This window comes from Sulfurihydrogenibium subterraneum DSM 15120 (assembly GCF_000619805.1).
Taxonomy (GTDB): Bacteria; Aquificota; Aquificia; order Aquificales; family Hydrogenothermaceae; genus Sulfurihydrogenibium; species Sulfurihydrogenibium subterraneum.
The window spans coordinates 107,378-125,918 of record NZ_JHUV01000012.1 but is presented as its reverse complement, the minus strand read 5'-3'; the positions used below and the strand labels follow the sequence as shown (position 1 = coordinate 125,918).

General features: G+C 32.7%; 17 protein-coding genes. 8 read left to right on the top strand and 9 right to left on the bottom strand.

The genetic code is table 11. The features are described from left to right. Positions 1 to 49: 49 nt before the first annotated feature. From Q385_RS0107450 to ruvB, 8 genes are all read right to left on the bottom strand, one after another. Positions 50 to 700 carry a DUF445 domain-containing protein gene (locus Q385_RS0107450; protein WP_028951063.1) on the bottom strand — a complete coding sequence of 217 codons (651 nt, stop codon included), beginning with the start codon at positions 698 to 700 and terminating at the stop codon, positions 50 to 52. Continuing rightward, complete coding sequence (locus Q385_RS0107445) at positions 697 to 1,521, bottom strand: SPOR domain-containing protein (RefSeq protein WP_028951062.1); 825 nt, start codon at positions 1,519 to 1,521, stop codon at positions 697 to 699. Before Q385_RS0107445 ends, Q385_RS0107450 begins: the two co-directional genes overlap by 4 nt. After that, on the bottom strand, positions 1,521 to 3,179 hold the full coding sequence (argS, locus tag Q385_RS0107440; protein ID WP_028951061.1) for an arginine--tRNA ligase: 1,659 nt from the start codon (positions 3,177 to 3,179) through the stop codon (positions 1,521 to 1,523). Before argS ends, Q385_RS0107445 begins: the two co-directional genes overlap by 1 nt. Positions 3,180 to 3,506: 327 nt before the next feature. Beyond that, positions 3,507 to 4,799, bottom strand: coding sequence for a UDP-N-acetylglucosamine 1-carboxyvinyltransferase (gene murA / locus Q385_RS0107430; RefSeq protein WP_028951059.1), 1,293 nt, complete (start codon positions 4,797 to 4,799; stop codon positions 3,507 to 3,509). Positions 4,800 to 4,817: 18 nt separating this feature from the next. Then, a complete protein-coding gene (prmC, locus tag Q385_RS0107425; protein ID WP_028951058.1) occupies positions 4,818 to 5,666 on the bottom strand; it encodes a peptide chain release factor N(5)-glutamine methyltransferase in 849 nt (282 codons plus the stop codon). Beyond that, positions 5,663 to 6,283 carry a trimeric intracellular cation channel family protein gene (locus Q385_RS0107420; protein ID WP_028951057.1) on the bottom strand — a complete coding sequence of 207 codons (621 nt, stop codon included), beginning with the start codon at positions 6,281 to 6,283 and terminating at the stop codon, positions 5,663 to 5,665. Before Q385_RS0107420 ends, prmC begins: the two co-directional genes overlap by 4 nt. Then, positions 6,253 to 6,972 (bottom strand): DNA/RNA nuclease SfsA, encoded by a 720-nt coding sequence (gene sfsA / locus Q385_RS0107415; protein ID WP_028951056.1) that lies wholly within the window; start codon positions 6,970 to 6,972, stop codon positions 6,253 to 6,255. The genes Q385_RS0107420 and sfsA overlap by 31 nt, the downstream gene beginning before the upstream one ends. Next, complete coding sequence (gene ruvB / locus Q385_RS0107410; RefSeq protein WP_051524419.1) at positions 6,959 to 7,933, bottom strand: Holliday junction branch migration DNA helicase RuvB; 975 nt, start codon at positions 7,931 to 7,933, stop codon at positions 6,959 to 6,961. The genes sfsA and ruvB overlap by 14 nt, the downstream gene beginning before the upstream one ends. 124 nt (positions 7,934 to 8,057) lie before the next feature. Here ruvB and hisD point away from each other — a divergent pair, with 124 nt between their 5' ends. The 3 genes from hisD to Q385_RS09010 are packed head-to-tail and all read left to right on the top strand — an operon-like array spanning position 8,058 to position 10,247. Continuing rightward, entirely contained in the window at positions 8,058 to 9,344 is a 1,287-nt protein-coding gene (gene hisD, locus Q385_RS0107405) for a histidinol dehydrogenase (RefSeq protein WP_028951054.1), read from the top strand. Between the two features lie 4 nt (positions 9,345 to 9,348). Beyond that, positions 9,349 to 9,603, top strand: a complete 255-nt coding sequence (locus Q385_RS0107400) for a hypothetical protein (RefSeq protein ID WP_028951053.1) — start codon at positions 9,349 to 9,351, stop codon at positions 9,601 to 9,603. Beyond that, complete coding sequence (locus tag Q385_RS09010) at positions 9,600 to 10,247, top strand: nucleotidyl transferase AbiEii/AbiGii toxin family protein (RefSeq protein WP_051524418.1); 648 nt, start codon at positions 9,600 to 9,602, stop codon at positions 10,245 to 10,247. The genes Q385_RS0107400 and Q385_RS09010 overlap by 4 nt, the downstream gene beginning before the upstream one ends. Before the next feature lie 8 nt (positions 10,248 to 10,255). Here Q385_RS09010 and Q385_RS0107390 read toward each other — a convergent pair whose 3' ends face one another. Then, the gene (locus Q385_RS0107390) at positions 10,256 to 10,606 is read right to left on the bottom strand and encodes a rhodanese-like domain-containing protein (protein WP_028951052.1); all 351 of its coding nucleotides are present in this window, start codon (positions 10,604 to 10,606) and stop codon (positions 10,256 to 10,258) included. Positions 10,607 to 10,723: 117 nt separating this feature from the next. Here Q385_RS0107390 and Q385_RS0107385 point away from each other — a divergent pair, with 117 nt between their 5' ends. From Q385_RS0107385 to kdsB, 5 genes are read left to right on the top strand one after another with little or no spacing between them, the layout of a single operon-like run. Continuing rightward, positions 10,724 to 13,216 carry a sugar phosphate nucleotidyltransferase gene (locus Q385_RS0107385; RefSeq protein WP_028951051.1) on the top strand — a complete coding sequence of 831 codons (2,493 nt, stop codon included), beginning with the start codon at positions 10,724 to 10,726 and terminating at the stop codon, positions 13,214 to 13,216. A gap of 42 nt (positions 13,217 to 13,258) precedes the next feature. Beyond that, entirely contained in the window at positions 13,259 to 13,738 is a 480-nt protein-coding gene (locus tag Q385_RS0107380; protein ID WP_028951050.1) for a DUF29 domain-containing protein, read from the top strand. Then, positions 13,720 to 15,774, top strand: coding sequence for a glycoside hydrolase family 57 protein (locus tag Q385_RS0107375; protein ID WP_211245392.1), 2,055 nt, complete (start codon positions 13,720 to 13,722; stop codon positions 15,772 to 15,774). The genes Q385_RS0107380 and Q385_RS0107375 overlap by 19 nt, the downstream gene beginning before the upstream one ends. A 12-nt stretch (positions 15,775 to 15,786) precedes the next feature. Beyond that, a complete protein-coding gene (locus tag Q385_RS0107370) occupies positions 15,787 to 17,808 on the top strand; it encodes an alpha-amylase/4-alpha-glucanotransferase domain-containing protein (RefSeq protein WP_028951048.1) in 2,022 nt (673 codons plus the stop codon). Next, positions 17,805 to 18,527, top strand: a complete 723-nt coding sequence (gene kdsB / locus Q385_RS0107365; RefSeq protein WP_028951047.1) for a 3-deoxy-manno-octulosonate cytidylyltransferase — start codon at positions 17,805 to 17,807, stop codon at positions 18,525 to 18,527. The genes Q385_RS0107370 and kdsB overlap by 4 nt, the downstream gene beginning before the upstream one ends. Positions 18,528 to 18,541: the final 14 nt, after the last annotated feature.

Here is an 18,541-nt window from a genome sequence, read left to right as displayed (position 1 = left end):
ACCTTTTAGTGTAAAGCAATTATTAAATTTAGTGTGAATAAAAAAATTTTCAATAATTAAAAAGAAGTTGTAGTAATCCTATAAAAAAGCCTATCACCCCACCTAAGTAAGTTATGTGTTTTAACTGTTTTTCAGAAAATCCTAAGACTATATCTTCAAGTTGTTTTATGTCTATAGAAGAGAGAGTTTCATAAATTACTTTTTCAACGTCTAACGATGCAAGAAGCTGTGGAAGTTCTTCTTCTATGTGCTTTTCTAAGTTTTCTTTTATTGATTGCTGAGATTTTTCCATAATAATTGGCTTTATTTTATCAGATAGAGATTGAAGAATTTTATCTGTGTAGCCTGACAAAAATGATATTTTTACTTTTGTTTCTACCTCTTCTTTTAGATTTAAAAGTAGTTTGTTAACAATCTCTTCAACTACACTGTTTAACTTGTTTTCTAAAACTTCTTTGTATGAGCTTTCCATAAAGAGCCTGTGTAGGTTCTCAGGGTTTATAAGATGGTGGCGGATAACTTTTGCTATAGAATTTGCTATCTCATCTCTTCTTTTAGGAATTAAACCGGGAGTAAATGGCATTTTTATTCCAAACATTCTTACTTCGTTGTAAGGTCTAAATAACATTTTTATAGCAAGCCAGTTTGTCACATAGCCTATAAAAGCTCCTGTAAGAGGAGGGATAAGGTATTCTATCAAGACCCTAACCTTTTTATAAACCCTTTTATACCACTTTCCTTTTGGTAATCTCTTGCTTCTTTTTCTGTTTGGAACTTACCTACTAAAACTTTATGTAATCCGCCTTCTTCTATAATGTAAGCGTTAGGATACTTTACTTTTTCTATTTCTGCTTTTTCTCTTGTAGAGAAAGCTCCTACTTGGATTGAAAAATATCCAGATTTTATTTTTTCTATTATTTCTTTAGCTGTTGAATCTTCTTTTTTAGAAGGTGATTTTACTTGATTTTCTTGCTTCATTGCTACAGTTTGTTTTTCTTCTTTTTTAGGTTGTTTTTCTATATTCTCTACTGGTTTGTTAGAAGGTTTTGATTCTTGTTTAACATTTTCTTTATTTTCTTTCTTTGTTTCTTTTTCCACTTTTTGGACTGCTTTACTTTGGTCTTTAGGCTCCTGTTTAACTGGCTCTTTAACTTCTTTTTGACTTAATTTCTCTGCAGTCTCTTGTTTTGGTTGAGGGGGTTGTGTTTCTACTTGTTGTTTCTCTTGACTTGGTTGGACTTGATTTGTCTCAGTAGGTTTGTTTTGCTGTTGTTCTACTGGCGGAGTTGTTTGTAAACTTTGTGGTTGGGGTGGAGTAGTTGGTTTAACAGCTTCTGAAGCTATTTTTACTTGAGGTTCAGAAACTGTTTGATTTGATTTTGAGTAAAAGTTTAATCCTATAGCTATAAATACAAGTGTTATAAGTAATCCAGATAAAAATATTATCAGTCTTTCTAATGTTTCTTTTTTCTTTTTCTGTTTTATCTGTTTTACAGCTGACTTTAAATCTCTGTCTTCCATTACATTCTCTCCACAGGAGTTATTCCCATAAGTTTAAATAAAGTTCTAAGTGCATTTCTAACAGCTTTTAAAAGGTATAGTCTTGCCTTCATTAACTTTTCGTCATCTTCTATTAAAAATTTATGGTGGTAATAATACTTATGCAACCTTGATGCAAGCTCGTAAGTTAAGAAAGTTATTTTATGAGGCTCTTTTTTTAAAGTTGCTTCTTCTACTTCTTGAGATAAGTTTGATAAAAATTTCATAATGCTTTTTTCTTCTTCTTGTATAAGTAATGATAAGTCAGCTTCAAACTCTTTTTCTGGGTCAAAGTCAAATCTTTCTTTTGCTTCTCTAAATACGCTTGATATTCTTGCGTGGGCATACTGGACGTAGTAAACGGGGTTTTCGTTGGATTTTGTAAGAGCAACGTCTATATCAAAGTTTAAATGGGTATTGGGGTCTTTTGACGCAAAGAAGTATATAACTGCATCTTTTCCAACCTCTTCAACTAATTCTCTTAAAGTGATAAAATCTCCAGACCTTTTTGACATTTTAACTTCTTCACCGTTTTTAAACAGTTTAACAAGCTGAATAAAAACAACGTTTATCCAGTCTTCTTTAACTCCAAAAGCCATCACAGCTGCTTTTAATCTTGGGAAGTAGCCGTGGTGGTCAGCTCCCCAAACATTTATAATAAAGTCGTATCCTCTTTCGTACTTATCGTAGTGGTATGCAATATCAGCTGCAAAGTATGTATAACTTCCATCTGATTTTTTTATAACTCTGTCTTTTTCATCTCCGTAAGTAGAAGTTTTAAGCCACAATGCACCATCTTTTTCGTAAATCATTCCTTTTTCTTCTAAGAATTTTAACGCTTGTTCTACTTTACCATGTTGGTAAAGACTTTTTTCACTTGTCCATATATCAAAATCTACGTTTATAAGTTTTAAGTCTTCTTTTATCTTATCTAAAAGGTAATTTTTTGCATACTCTGCGCAAAACTCTATAGCGTCTTCTTCTGATAACATACTTAAAATTTTCTCCCTTTCGTAGTGATAAATCTCTTTTGCAATGTCTTTTATATACTCTCCGTGATAGCCATCTTCTGGGAAGGGATAGTCTGGCTCCTCTATCTCTCTAAACCTTGCATAAACTGACTGACCTAACTTTTTTATCTGGTTGCCTGCATCGTTTATGTAAAACTCCCTTTCTACTATGTATCCGATGTAAGAGTACATGTTAGACAGAAGATTTCCTATTACAGCTCCTCTACCGTGTCCAAGGTGAAGGGGTCCAGTTGGGTTTGCACTTACATACTCTATGTTTATCTTTCCTTTATTCTTTTCTTTACTTTCTCCAAATCTGTCTCCCTCTTCTACTGCCTTTTTAACAACACTATGATAATAACTGTCTGATAAAAATAGATTAATAAATCCATTTAAGACTTCTACTTTACTAAAGGTTGGGTCTTTTTCAAGGAGTGATTTGATTCTAACTGCTATGTCTTGGGGTTTTTCTTTTAAATGTTTTGTTAGTAAAAATGCTACGTTAGTTGCTAAATCTCCAAAGCTTTCCTCTTTTGGTGGTTCAACCTTTATTTTGTCTTCTATTTCAGGGTAGAACAGTCCTTCTTTTTTTAAGATATCTTCTATTTTTTGTTTAATCTCTTTCTTCAAGCTTCCTCCTTAACCTATTACATAGAATATAACTAATAAAGTTAATGTAAAATAAGATTATTAATAGATTAATTATATCAAATTTTATAACTACCATTGGCAGGTATACTAAAAGTCCGATAAAAAAAATCGTAGAAGAACAGTTTTTTATGTAAGAAGGTTTGAAAATAAAAAACGGTAGAAAAATTGTAAGTCCCAAAAGTCCTATAAAAGAAAGGTCTAAGTCAGAAGAAGGAAAGTACTTATCTAACAGCATATAAACACTTGTTAGAAAAAGGCTTATTATTAGACAAAAAAGTGTTATTTTAAAGAAAACTTTCTTTCTTCCTATTCTTCTATAACCTCTCTTCTTATTTTTGCACCTATTGATTTTAGTTTTTCATCTATGTGTTCATAGCCTCTGTCTAAGTGGTAAATACTGTGGATTGTTGTTTCTCCTTCTGCAACCAAACCAGCTATTACCATTGCAGCACTTGCTCTTAAATCTGTAGCTTTTACGTGAGCTCCACTAAATTTTTTAACAGGTTTGACAATGGCGGTTTTGCCTTTTATGTCTATATCAGCTCCAAGCCTGTTTAACTCTGGTACGTGCATAAACCTGTTTTCAAAAATATTTTCTGTAATCTCTGACACTCCATCAGCAAAGCAAAGTAAGGTCATAAATTGAGCTTGCAGGTCTGTAGGGAATAGAGGATACTCCTTTGTTTCTACATTAACTGGTTTTAATGTATCTTTTCTTTTTATAATAACTTCGTTATCAGAAAGTTTAACTACAGATATTCCAATCTTTTCTAAAATTTCATCAACGTATTCAAGGTAGTGGCTTGGATAGTTTTTTATAATTATCTTTCCATCTGTTAAAGCTGATAAAACTGCAAAAGTTCCTGCCTCTATTCTGTCAGGAATAACAGTGTGGTAAGTTCCTTTTAAAGATTTAACCCCTTCTATTTCTATTCTGTGGGTGCCTTCTCCTTTTATGTTTGCTCCCATTTTTTTTAGCATTTCTGCTAAATCTACTACTTCTGGCTCCAATGCGGCATTTTCTATAACGGTTTTACCTTCTGCTAAAACTGCAGCCATCATTATGTTTTCTGTTCCTGTAACTGTTATCTTGTCAAAGAAAATGTGAGCTCCTTTTAATCCTTTTGGAGCGTAAGCTTTTATGTATCCGTGTTCTAAAGTTATCTGGGCTCCCATCTTTTCTAACGCTTTTAGATGAAGGTCTACTGGACGAGTTCCTATAGAGCATCCTCCTGGAAGAGCAACCTCTGCATATCCAAACCTTGTAAGCATAGGACCAAGAATAAGTATTGAAGCTCTCATTTTACTTACAAGATCATAGGGAGCTGTTAGAGAAGTGATATTATCTACCTTAAAGCTGTAAGTTTTTTCTTTTATGTGATTTACTTTAACTCCAATGTTTGTAAGTAATTTTTCCATTGTTTGTATGTCTAATAAATTTGGAAGGTTTTCTATTACAACTTCTTCATCTGTTAAGATTGTTGCAGCCATATTTGGAAGAGCTGCATTTTTTGCACCTGAAACTTCTAAGACCCCTTCTAACTTGTGTCCTCCTTCAACTATCAAAGCCTCTTTCAACTTTATCTCTTCCTTTATCATCTTTTCTTACCTCAAATATTATATTTTACTTGCAATTAAAACTCTATCTATTCCTGCAAGATCTTTGTAAACTTTCGCATTTTTAAATCCAATTTTTTCTAAAATACTTTTTACTTTTTCTGCCTGATTTATTCCTATTTCAAAGGCAAAAAATCCATCTTCTTTTAGATAATCTTTAAACTTCTCTACTATCTTTTCGTAAAATTCTGTCCCAACTTTACCTGATATTAGAGCTTCTTTTGGTTCTTTTTTTACTTCTTCTTGAAGGTTTTCATACTCATCTTCTGATACGTAAGGGGGATTTGAAACTACAAAATCAAGTTTATCTAAGTTTAAATCTTTTGTATCATCTTTAATAACGTCAAATTTTATTAACGTAAGTCTGTCTAAAAGATTGTATTTTTCTGCATTTATCTTTGTTATCTTTAAAGCTTTTTCTGATATGTCCAAGGCATACATTTTTAAATCTTTTTTACTGTGTAGTAAAGATACTGATATACAACCACTTCCTACTCCTACTTCAAGTCCTACTGGATTTTTCAAGTTTCCCAACTTTTGTAAAACTTTCTCAACTAATATTTCTGTTTCAGGGCGTGGAATTAAAACGCCTTCTTCTACGTAAAACTCAAGTCCGAAAAACTCTCTCTTTTTAATTAAGTATGCAAGGGGTATTTTTTTTGACCTTTCTGTCGCTATTTTTACAGCTTCTTGGTAATCTTTAACTTCTAAATCTAAGTCTAAAAAGACTTTATGTTTTGGAATCTTAAGGATTTCTTGAATTATTATTAGAGCTTCTAGCTGAGGATTTTCTATGTCTGCTTTTTTTAATATGTTGACTAATTCTTCAAACAACGTTTTTAACTTCATTGGAACTTTGGAAGTCTCCAGTTGTAAAGTATAGCCACTATCCTAATCATTAAGACTATTAAACTACAAACGATGGCAGAAACTGTAAGGTCTTGGGTAAGAGTTATGGTTATGTAAAATCCTATAGCTCCAATTATACTACAGCTTGCGTAAAAGTCATCTCTTAAAACTGAAGGCACTTTTCCCAGTAAAAGGTCGCTTATTATTCCTCCTCCTACTCCTGTTAAAGTTGCAAGTATAACAACACCAAAGAATGAAACGTCTGCGTTGTAAGCTATTAAAGCTCCTGTCGTTGTAAAAGCTGATAAACCAATAGCATCTGGAATGAGTATATAATACTTATTTGTTATATCCCCTTTTGCTACCTTGTACATTATTATTGCAAGCCATACACCTAAAAGAGCTACGCTCATATCCGTTAACGATTTTAAAGCGTTTGGAACTGTGTTTATGAGTAAATCTCTTGTGATGCCACCACCAAGTGCAGTCATTACACCTAAAACTGTAATACCAAGTAAATCTAAACCTTCCTTTATAGCCTTTAAAGACCCACTCATAGCAAATGCAACTATACCTATAATGTTCATCACGAAGAAGATTTCTTTAGCCAGCTCCATAGTTTTTTATCAACCTCTAACTTTCCGTTATAAACGATGTTAAAATCTTTATCAAACTTCACTTTAAAACCGTAAAATTTTACACCTTCTTTTAGGGCTGTTTCAAACATTTTAGAAAAGTCTGGGTCGGTCTCGATATTTGGAAGGAAGGTTTTACACTCTCTTAATGATAAAATCATAATAGCAGATTCATAACCTTCTTTTTTTATCTCTATAAGATGTTTTAGATGTTTTAAACCTCTTGTTGTAGGAGCGTCAGGGAATAAACACTGTTTATCTACCAAAAGATTACAACCTTTTAGCTCAATGTATAATCTCTCGTCAACTAAAAAATCTATTCTACTGTCTTTGTAAACTACTTCAGACTTTATTTTTTTAGGTTTAAAACCAAGAAGTCCTAATTCTATGATTTTTTTTCCTATTTTAGAGTGAATAGAAGTGTTTACTAAAACAAAACCTTCTTCCATTTTAGCTGAAAGGAGTTTATAAAGGAGCTTATTATTTTGACTGCTTTTTAATAGTAAAATTTCCCTTCCTTCTGTTAGAATCTCTTTTAATCTTCCAGTGTCAGATATGTGGCATTCAACCACTTCTCCGTTTACCTGACAAACACCAACAAATCTATTTTTTCTGTATAGGAATTTCCCTTCAATTGGTTTTCCGATTTCTGATGAGTTAAGTATTATCATCTAAATTTAAAAACTCAAAAGCTGGTTTTAAGGCTACTCTTCCTTTCGCCGTTCTTTTGATAAAACCTATCTTTAACAAGTAAGGCTCTATAACTTCTTCTATTGTTCTTTTATCTTCTGAAATAGCAAAAGAGATGGTATTTAGTCCTACTGGTCCACCGTTAAACTGAATAACAAGGGTTTTTAAATACTTTAAACTTAAACTGTCTATTCCAAGATCCTGAATGGATAAAAATCTTAAAGCCTGATTTGCAACTTCTTTATCAATAACTTTACTTCCGTGGATTACTGCATAGTCGTAAACCCTACTTAAAAGCTTGTTGGCAATTCTAGGAGTACCTTTTGAATGTTTTGCAATCTCTAAAGCCCCTTCTTCTGTGATTGGAATGTTGTTAAGACTAGCAGTCCTTAGGATTATCTTTGATAAAGAATCTTCATCGTAAAAATCAAGGTTTAAAACTATTCCAAATCTTGACATCAAAGGAGAAGAAAGCATACCAACCCTTGTAGTTGCACCTATAAGTGTAAACTTTGCTAAATCAAGTCTGATTGCTTTTGCAGACCTTCCTTTCCTTCCAGACCCTCCTCCAATAATAACGTCAACCTTAAAATCTTCCATAGCAGAGTATAGTATCTCTTCCAGTGTTGGAGACAGTCTGTGTATCTCATCTATAAACAGAATATCTTTATCTTTTAAGGAAGTAAGCAGTCCTATTAAATCTCCTTTTTTCTCTAAAACAGGAGCTGAGGTTATTTTTATATTACTTCCCATCTCATTAGCTATTATTGAGGCTAAAGTTGTCTTACCAAGACCTGGAGGTCCTGAGAGAATAACGTGGTCAAGAGGCTTACCTTTTAACTTTGCAGCTTCTATAAAAACTTTAAGCTGTCTTCTTACTTCCTCTTGTCCGATAAAATCATCTAAAGATTTTGGTCTAATTGATAACTCAAACTTTTCCATAAGATATATTATAATATATACCACTATGAAACCATTCTTAAAGTGGCCTGGAAATAAGTATAGGTTAGTCAAGTACATATGTTGGTTCTGGGTCTGTATTTTTAAGTAAAAAAAGGAGCTAAAAATGAAAATAGTTGATTTAAGAGGAAGGTACTTTAAAGAAGTTGAAGAAGTTCAGTATTTAATAAAAAGGGCTGATGTTGAAACAGATTTATACGAAACTGCTGTTAAAGAGATTATAAAAAACGTCAAAGAAAGAGGAGATGAAGCTCTTGTTGAGTATACAGAGAAGTTTGATAAGATAAAGATAAATCCAGAAGATTTAATAATACCGTTTGAAGAGTTGGAAAGAGCCTACGATGAGATTGAAGAAGAAGTAAGATGGGCTTTTGAGGTAGCTTACGAGAGACTTTACGAGTTTCATGAGCTTCAAAAGGAAAAATCTTTCTTCAAAGAAGAAGATGGTATGATTTTAGGACAGAAAGTTATTCCACTTGAAAGAGTTGGTCTTTACGTTCCCGGAGGTAAGGCTGCCTATCCTTCCAGCGTTTTAATGAACGCAGTTCCTGCAAGAGTAGCAGGAGTAGAAGAAATCGTAATATGTTCTCCAAATCCTAATAAGTATACATTAGCAGCTGCATTTATATGTGGAATAGATACAGTCTACAGAATAGGAGGAGCCCAAGCTGTTGCAGCGATGGCTTATGGAACAGAAACTGTTAAAAAAGTGGATAAGATAGTTGGACCGGGAAATATATACGTTGCTTTGGCAAAGAAAAATGTTTTTGGTGTAGTAGATATAGATATGATAGCAGGACCTTCAGAGATATTGGTGATAGCAGATGAAACCGCTAACTACAAATGGGTTGCAGCTGACCTTTTATCTCAGGCAGAACACGATGAACTTGCAGCATCAATCCTTATAACAACATCAGAAGAACTTGCAAAAAACGTCAAAGACTATCTATATAACGAACTTTTAAAAGCTTTTTCAAGAAAAGAGATAGCAGAAAAATCTTTAAATAATTATGGGCATGCTTTTATAGTTGAAGATTTAGAAAAAGCCTGTGAACTTGCTAACTACCTTGCCCCTGAACATTTAGAAATAGTTACAGAAAATCCTTTTGATTTACTCAACAAAATAAAACACGCAGGAGCCATATTCTTAGGACATTACTCAACAGAGCCTCTTGGAGATTACATTCTTGGACCTAACCACGTTTTACCTACCTCAAGGTCAGCAAGGTTCTCTTCTCCACTTGGAGTTTATGACTTTGTAAAAAGAAGTTCTGTAATATACGTGTCAAAAGAAGGTTTTGAAAGAGTAGCAAACCACGCAATAAACATGGCAAATTCAGAAGGTTTAGAAGCTCACGCTTTAAGCGTAAAAATCAGAAAGGAAGATATTTAAGAAGATGAAACTAATCACAATTAACAATGCTTACAAAACAGAAATAGATGATAAAGTTTTTGCAAAAGCTATTAAAGAGATGAAAGATATCCAAGACGAAAGAATAGAGGTGTTATTTACAGAGATACCAACTAAAGAACTATTTGAATGGATGATAGCTAACGATATATCAATAGAAAATCTAAAAGAGTATTATGAAAAGTATATAAAACCAAGAGGCTTAAAAAATCTGCACTTAGAGGATTTTTTTGAGGTATGAAAGAAATAGATTGGAAAGAATTGCTAAATCTGGCAGTAGATATATTAGAAGAAGCAAATATAAATACAGACGATTGGGCTTTTGGGGGTGGAACTGCTCTTATGTTTTATTTTCATCATAGAAAAAGCAGAGATGTAGATATTTTTTTAAAAAATCCACAGCTACTTACAAGGCTTTCTCCAAGATTAAATGAAAAAGCAGAAGAGATAAGCAAAGAATATATAGAACAAGCAAACTTTATAAAGTTAAAATTAAACAGTCAAGAAATAGATTTTATAGTTGCACCTAATCTAACAGGTTTAAAACCTAAAAAAGTAAAAATTGATTCAAAAGAGATTTACATAGAACAACCAGAGGAAATAATAGCAAAGAAGCTTTTTTATAGACCTGAAAGCTTAAAAATTAGAGATATAATTGACACTGTAGAAGTTTTCAAAAATTCTCCTAATCTTATGAATATTTTAAAGAAAAATAAATTATTAAATGAAGAAGTTATAAAGAAAAGATTTGAATATCTAAAGAAAAAAGAAAAAGATTTAAACATATCAGATTTACTGTTAGAAAAACCTATAAACATTCAAGAAGTTTTTGATATATTTGAAAATTTATTAAACAAAGACAACTATCAAAAACTCTCTATTTGATTTAAATATCAGTACTTTGGCACTGTTGGGTCTATTTCATTAGACCAAGCAAGAATTCCACCTTCTACGTTTTTTACTCTTGTAAATCCGTTTTGTAAAAGCCATAAAGTTGCTTGAAGGCTTCTGTTTCCACTTCTACAAAAAACGTATATATCTTTATCTTTTGGAAGGCTGTTTATAACACGAGGTAAACTCATGAGAGGAACAAGCATTGCTTCTTTTTCTTTTATTCTTGAAAAGTTATACTCTTGAGGCTCTCTAACGTCCAAAAGTATAAAATCTTCTCCTTTATCTATCTTCTCTTTCAGCTCCTTTACAGATATGTGTATCTTTTTGTAAGTTTCTTTATCTAAAAACATATTTCCTCCACACTTTTTAAAATTATTAAAATATTCTAATACTTTTATGAAAAATTAAATATGAAAAATCTCATCTATTTGGTTATAATTATTGTGAATACATACAGGGGGAATAAGATGAAAGCAGTCATAATGGCAGGAGGATTCGGCACAAGAATCCAGCCTCTAACTAACAGCATACCAAAACCAATGCTTCCTATCTTAAATAAACCTATGATGGAGCACATAATAAAAAAGGTTAAATCTGTAGGAATTACAGAGATTGTGATACTTTTGTACTTTAAACCTGAGGTTATTCAAAACTACTTTAAAGATGGCTCAGAGTTTGGAATAAAGATAAACTATGTCCTTCCAGATGATGATTACGGCACAGCAGGAGCTGTAAAAAAAGCATCTAAATATCTTGATGAAAGGTTTATAGTTATAAGTGGAGATTTAGTAACAGACTTTGACTTAAAAGAAATCATAGGATTTCATCAAGCGGTTGGCTCAAAACTAACCATTACCTTAACCTCAGTAGAAGACCCACTTCAGTTTGGGGTTGTTATAACAGATAAAGATGGAAAAATACTTAGGTTTTTGGAAAAACCAGGTTGGGGAGAAGTTTTTAGCGACACTATAAACACAGGAATATACGTAATAGAGCCAGAAATTTTAAATTACATTCCTGACAACATACCGTTTGACTTTAGTAAAGACCTTTTCCCTAAACTTATGAAAGAAGGTATAACACTTTATGGATACAATGCAAAGGGTTATTGGAGAGATGTAGGAAACCCTGAAAGCTACAGAGAGGTTAATAAAGACATTCTTACAGACAAAGTTAAGTTAGATGTAGAAGGAGAGAGGATAAAACTAAACGGTGGAGTTTTATACACAAAAACTAAAGAACTACCAAAAGATTTAACGATAAACGGAAAAGTAGTATTAGATGAAGAAGTAAAGATAGGTAATAACTGCTATCTTGAAAATGTGGTTATAGGTAAAAATACACAGATAGGAGATAACGTTTATTTAAAAGACTGCGTTATATGGTGGGACTGTAAAGTAGGGGATAACACAAAGTTAAACAACGCAGTTATCTGTAATAATGTAGAAATTGGTAAAAATGTTAAAGCTGAACACGGCGTAATTATAGCAGAAGGAACAGAAGTAAAAGACAACGTCCACTTTGAAAAAGATGTGATAGTATGGCCAAACAAACTTATAGAGGAAGGTGCAATTATAAGTAGTAATCTAATATGGGGAGATAAATGGAAGGCTTCTATATTTGAAGGAGGGAAAGTATCAGGAAGAACAAATATAGAGCTTTCTAACGAAATGGCAGCAAAGCTTGCTGCAAGTTTTGGGTCTATCTTACCTGCAGGAAAAACCATACTTATGTCAAGGGATTACCACAGAGCTTCCAGAATGCTTAAAAGGTCTTTCTTAGGTGGACTACTTGGAGCTGGATTAGACGTAGTTGACCTAAAACTTATGCCACTTCCTGTTATGAGATACTTACTTTCAAAAAGTGATGCGGTTGCAGGAGTCCACTTTAGACAGTCTCCAGACAATCCGTCTATAACAGAGATACTATTTTTTGACAGTGAAGGATTACCAATAGATACAAACACAGAAAAATCTATAGAAAGAATATTCTTCAGAGAAAACTTTAGAAGAGTAAACTACAACCAGATTGGAGAGATAAAAGACGACCCTATGGCTATAAAATCCTACAAAGAAAAGTTTTTATCATTAATAGATAAAGAAATAATTCAAAGTAGCAGGTTTAAAATAATAGTTGACCTTTTAAACGGCTCAACTTCTATAGTGTATCCAGATATTATAAATACCTTCTCTATTGAAAATGTTATACTAAATGCTTACTTTGACGAGAAAAAAATATCTCAAATATCAACCTTTCACGAAAAATCAGCTCAAGAGATATCAAAGATAGTAAGAGTTTTATCCATTGATTGTGGATTTATAATGTACCCAAACGGTCAAAGGGTTGTTATTGTGTCTGATGAGGGAGAGATTTTATCCCACGAGACAGCTCTCCTTTCTATCCTTTATCTTATAGATAGGACAGTAAACAGACAGGTTAAAGTTTATCTACCTGTCTACGTTCCAGAAGTTATGGATGAGATGTTTGAAAACATTATTATAGAAAGAGGAAAGTTTATAGGTCTAAAATCAAACTTCTTAAAAGATTACTACTTTTTTGCAAACCTTGAAGGAAACTACGCATTTACCGATATGTCTTTTAGCTACGATGGAATGTTTGCTTCTGTCAAACTCCTTGAGATGATGGGAAAAACTAAGCTAAAACTTTCACAAATTCAAAAACTCATACCACCACACACATTCATTCACAAAGTAGTTGCCTGTCCTTCAAATCTAAAAGGTAAGATGATGAGAAAGTTTACAGAAGAGGCCATAGGCAAAGAAGCTTCCTTTATAGACGGAGTAAAAATATTCATTGATAAAAGGACTTGGATACTGATGATTCCAGACCAATACTCTGACAACCTACACCTTTACGTAAACTCAAGTGCAGAAGAAAAAGCCAATGAGCTGATAAATCAGTACGTAGAAAAGATAGGAAAGTGGATAGAAGAAAGTTAAAGCATAGATTTAAACCTATAAACCTTTTTAGAGGCAGGTAAGATGTTAAAAACAAAATTAGACTTAAAAAAACTTTACGAAGAAGATTACTATCTCTGGTTGATAGAAACTATAAAGGCTTTAGAAGAAAAGGATTTTGAAAGTTTAGACCTTGAAAACCTGCTACAGGAGTTAAAGGGTATGGTAAGGTCTATAGAGAAGGAGCTTACAAGTTATATAACAAGGCTTTTAGTTCACGTTTACAAATGGGAAAATTTTCCAAATTTAAGGTCAAAAAGCTGGAGGATAAGTATTATAACTTCACAAGATAAAATAAAAAGATTACTTGAAGAAAACCCTTCTTTAAAATCAAAAATAGAAAAATGTTTAGAAGATGCTTGGAAAGATGCTACTGGCTGGATAGCCCAAGAAACAGACAAAGATTTAGAAGACTTACCTTTAAAAAGTCCTTATACTTTTGATGAGATAATGAATTTTAACCCTAAAAAAGAAGAAATAGCAAAATGGCCTTACAACCAATGAAGAAGCTGTATCTTTGCTTTTTGTGGCACATGCACCAGCCTTACTACAAAAACCCTTATACTCAAGTCTTTGAAATGCCTTGGGTTTTTCTTCACGCTATAAAAGATTACTACGAAATGCCTTGGCACGTAAGCAGATACCCAAAGATAAAAGCAACATTTAATCTTGTTCCATCTTTAATAAAACAGCTGTATGAATACATAAAAAACCCAGACTCCTGCAATTTAATAAAAACCTTTAAAAAACCAGTAGAAACTTTATCAAAAGAAGAGAAAAACTACATTTTAGATATATCTTTTAACGCAAACCTTAACACTATGATAAAACCATTTGAAAAGTACTATCAACTTTACCTAAAAAAACACTCATCTAATGCAAAATTTACAAATCAGGAGCTGATAGACTTACAAGTCCTATTTTTACTTTCTTGGGCTGGCAACTACTTAAGAGAGAACAATCAACTGATAAAAAGCCTTATAGAAAAAAAATCAGGCTTTACTCACCAAGAGAAGTTAGATTTAATAAACCAGCTTGTCAAGTTTTTAAAAGAAATCATACCTTTTTATCAAAAACTACAAAGTAATAGAAAAATAGAAATATCAACAACCCCATACTACCATCCTATTATTCCTCTTTTAATAGACTTAACTTCTGCAAAAGAATCTTTACCAAACATTACACTGCCTAAAACGAAAGTAAGTTTTAAAGACGATGCTCAGCTCCACGTGAAAAATGCAGTATCTTTTTACCAAGAAGTTTTTAAAATACAGCCTTCTGGCTTTTGGCCATCAGAAGGAAGTATAAGCAACGATACGATAAAGCTTTTTAGTCAATATAATGTAAAGTGGACAGCTTCCGATGAAGACGTTCTTTATAACAGTTTAGCAAGTAAAAATTTAGAAAACATATATAAAGTCTATAAATACGAAGGTGTTTATCTATTTTTTAGGGACAAATACCTATCAGATGCAATAGGTTTTAGATATCAGAATGTAGATGAAAAACAAGCAGTGAAAGATTTTATAACAAGGTTAAAACATATATACGAAAAAGTAGAATTTAATCCAGTTGTTAGTGTTATTCTTGATGGAGAGAATGCTTGGGAGTTTTACAAAAACAACGGAAAAGACTTTTTTGATGCACTTTATACAGAGTTATCAAATCAAGACTGGCTTGAGGTTATAACATTTTCAGAAGTTTTAGAAAAAACCATAGTAATTGAAAACCTTAGTAGTATAAAAGCTGGAAGCTGGATATACGGAAACTTCTCTACTTGGATAGGACATCCTGAGAAAAACACTGCTTGGGAGTATCTATCTCAAGCAAAACAAATTTTAGAATCTGAAAAAGAAAGTAAAAATTATCAAAAAGCGAAAACCTATCTACTTATTGCACAGGGAAGTGATTGGTTTTGGTGGTATGGAGATGACCACTTTAGCCATTACGCAGATAGGTTTGACCTACTATTTAGATTAAACCTGCAAAAAGTTTACGAAGAGTTAGAAAAACCAATACCCACAAATCTTTTAAAACCTATAAAAAAGCTATACAAACAACCAACTTTAAAACAACCTACAGGTTATTTAAAACCTATTATTGACGGTTATGTGTCTAACTATTACGAATGGCTACAAAGTGGAGAGATAGACTTAAGATTTGACCTGTCTTCAATGAGTTTTGAAACAATCTTAGAAAAACTTTACTATGGCTATGATGAAGAGTATCTATACCTAAGGTTAGATGGTAAAGTTGAAAGTATAACAGACAAAGGTTATAAGTTAAAAATGTCTATACTGTCAACCTGTGAAGTAGAGTTTATAGTTCCAATTCAATCGTTGTTGTATGAAAATAATGGGTTAAAGGCTTGTACTAAAAAAGTTATTGAGATAGCAATTCCTATAAACCTCTTTAACTGTAGAAACTTTGACTTGTCTTTTACAGTTTTAGAAGATGATAAAATAATAGAAAAGCTGCCAGTTTACAGCGTTTTAAACATTGACATATCGAAAGATTTTACTTACGACTGGATAGTGTAGAAGGAGAGAGCTATGGTTAAACTTTTGTTTGGTATTCACTGCCACCAACCGATAGATAACTTTTACGAAGTAGTTGACGATGCTATTAATAAGGCATACAAACCTTTTTTAGAAGTGGTAAAGGATTATCCAAACTTTAAACTTTCAGTCCATTACTCAGGATGGCTTCTTGAGTACATAAAAAACAACGATAAAAACTTGTTTAAACTTATGCAAGACCTGTCAGACAACGGACAGATAGAGTTTTTCAGCGGTGGATTTTACGAGCCTATCCTTGCAGTGATACCATCAGATGACAGAAAATACCAGATAGAAAAACTAAACAACTTTATAAAAGAAAACTTTGGACAGACCCCAAAGGGACTATGGCTTACTGAGAGAGTATGGGATAGTAGCATAGTTCCAGACTTAGTAGAGTGTGGAATAGAGTATGTTATAGTTGACGACTATCACTTTTTGTTAGCAGGATTTAAAAAAGAAGCTCTCTACGGCTACTACACAACCGAAAGTAATGGCTACAAAATAAATCTATTTCCAATAGATAAAAATCTAAGATACTTAATACCTTTTAAACCTGTAGAGAAGATTTTAGATTATCTAAACTCAATCTCAAAATACGGCACAAATCCAGCTGGAATAATATTTGACGATGGAGAAAAGTTTGGAGTGTGGCCTAAAACACACTGGTGGGTTTATCAAGAAAGATGGTTAAACCAATTTTTAGAAGTAATATCATCTCAAAAAGAGATAAAAACCTGCTACTATCAAGACTACATAAAAGAAGAAAAACCTATAGGAATGGCATACCTTCCTATAACCTCTTACCAAGAGATGGGAGAGTGGAGCTTATTTGCAGAAGATTTTGAGGAGTTTGAAGACCTAAAAGAGTTTTTAGAAAAAAACGGATTACAGAACCATTTTGAAAAGTTTGTAAAAGGCAACATCTGGCACAACTTTTTAGTCAAGTACCCTGAAAGCAACCGTATTCACAAAAGAATATTAGACCTTTCTACAACTGGAAGATCCTACAAAAAAGATAAGGCTTTTTTAGAAAATTTGTTAAAATCTCAGTGTAATGACGTTTTGTGGCACGGAATATTTGGCGGTCTTTACTTACCAAACCTTAGAAATAATGCTTACAAATACATAATAAAAGCAGATAAAGAGCTTGAAAAACTTTCAAAACCTAAAAAAATCCAAGTAAAAGACTTTGACTTTGACGGCTACGAAGAAGTAAAGATAACAACCCAAAACCTTATACTAATCTTTGACTCAAAAGAGTCTGGACAGCTAACAGAACTATCTTTAAAAGATAAAGAGTTTAACTTTCAAAACACACTAACAAGAAGAAAAGAAGGCTATCACAAAAACCTATTAAACCCAAAACAGTGTGCTTCTTCCGAAGAAGGAATAACAACCATACACAACGCTCAGTTAGAGATAGACCCACAGCACATTAAAGACCTTCTTATCTACGACTGGTACACAAAAAACTCATTTATAGACCACATCACAGATGACAGCTTCACCTTAGAAAGCTTTTACAGATGTAGTTTTAGAGAGTACTCTGACTTTGCAAATCAGCCATTTAACCTTGAGTATGCGAAAGATGAGATAGTCTTTAAAAGAAAAGGAGGAATATACAAAGACAAAAAGTACAACACAACCCTAATAAAAACCTACAAAGTAGAAGAAAACAAAATAACAGCTTTCCTACAGCTCCAGACTAACTACAAAGACACTTTAAATTATGTTTGTGAGTTTAACTTTCACTTTGCAAACCTTCCACACCATCTAACTCAGCCTGTGTATCACGGTAAATCTACAACCTTTAAACTAAAAGATGATTACACTCAAAAAACAATAATTTTTAACTTTAACAAAGAGTTAGACATATTTACCTATCCAATAAACACCGTTAGCCAGTCAGAAAAGTCGATAGACATAACCAATCAAGGCTTAAGTATAGGATTTTTAACAGCGTTTAAAGAAGAGTTAAACTTTAAAATAACTTTAGAGATTACAGAGAAATGAAGAAAGCTATATTTATTCCAGCTCGTAGAGGCTCTACAAGACTAAAAGACAAGCTACTTTTACCAGTTAAAGGTAAACCAGTTATAGCTTGGACTGTGGAAAATGCTTTAAAGGTTGGCTATCCTGTTGTGGTTGTGTGTGATGATTTAGAGTTTAAAAATGTTTTAAAAGACTATCCAGTAGAAGTGATACTAACACCTTCAGACTTAAAAAGTGGCTCAGACAGAATAGCCTTTGCATTAAAAGATTTAGACTATAACACTGTTGTAAACCTTCAAGGAGATGAGCCTACGGTAGACCCTCAAGACGTAAAAAAATTATTTCAAATCCTTGAAAAAGACCAAGTCGCAACCTTATCTTACCCAATAGAAAAGGAAGAAGACTACATAAATCCAAACATAGTCAAAGTAATAACAGACAAAGACAGTTATGCACTTTACTTTTCAAGAAGTCCTATTCCATTTTACAGAGATGTAGACTTTTCAAAAATGTTAACCATACTAAAACCCCAAAAACACATAGGCATCTATGGATACAGAAAAGAAGTTTTATTAGACTTTTCTTTTAATCTAAAACCATCTCCGTTAGAAGAGGTAGAAAAGTTAGAACAGCTTAGACTACTTTACAACGGCTACAAAATCAAAGTGCTTCAAGCATCAAAAGACACCCTCGGCATAGACACAAAAGAAGATTACGAAAAATTCTGTCAACTGATTTAAACTTTTCACGATTT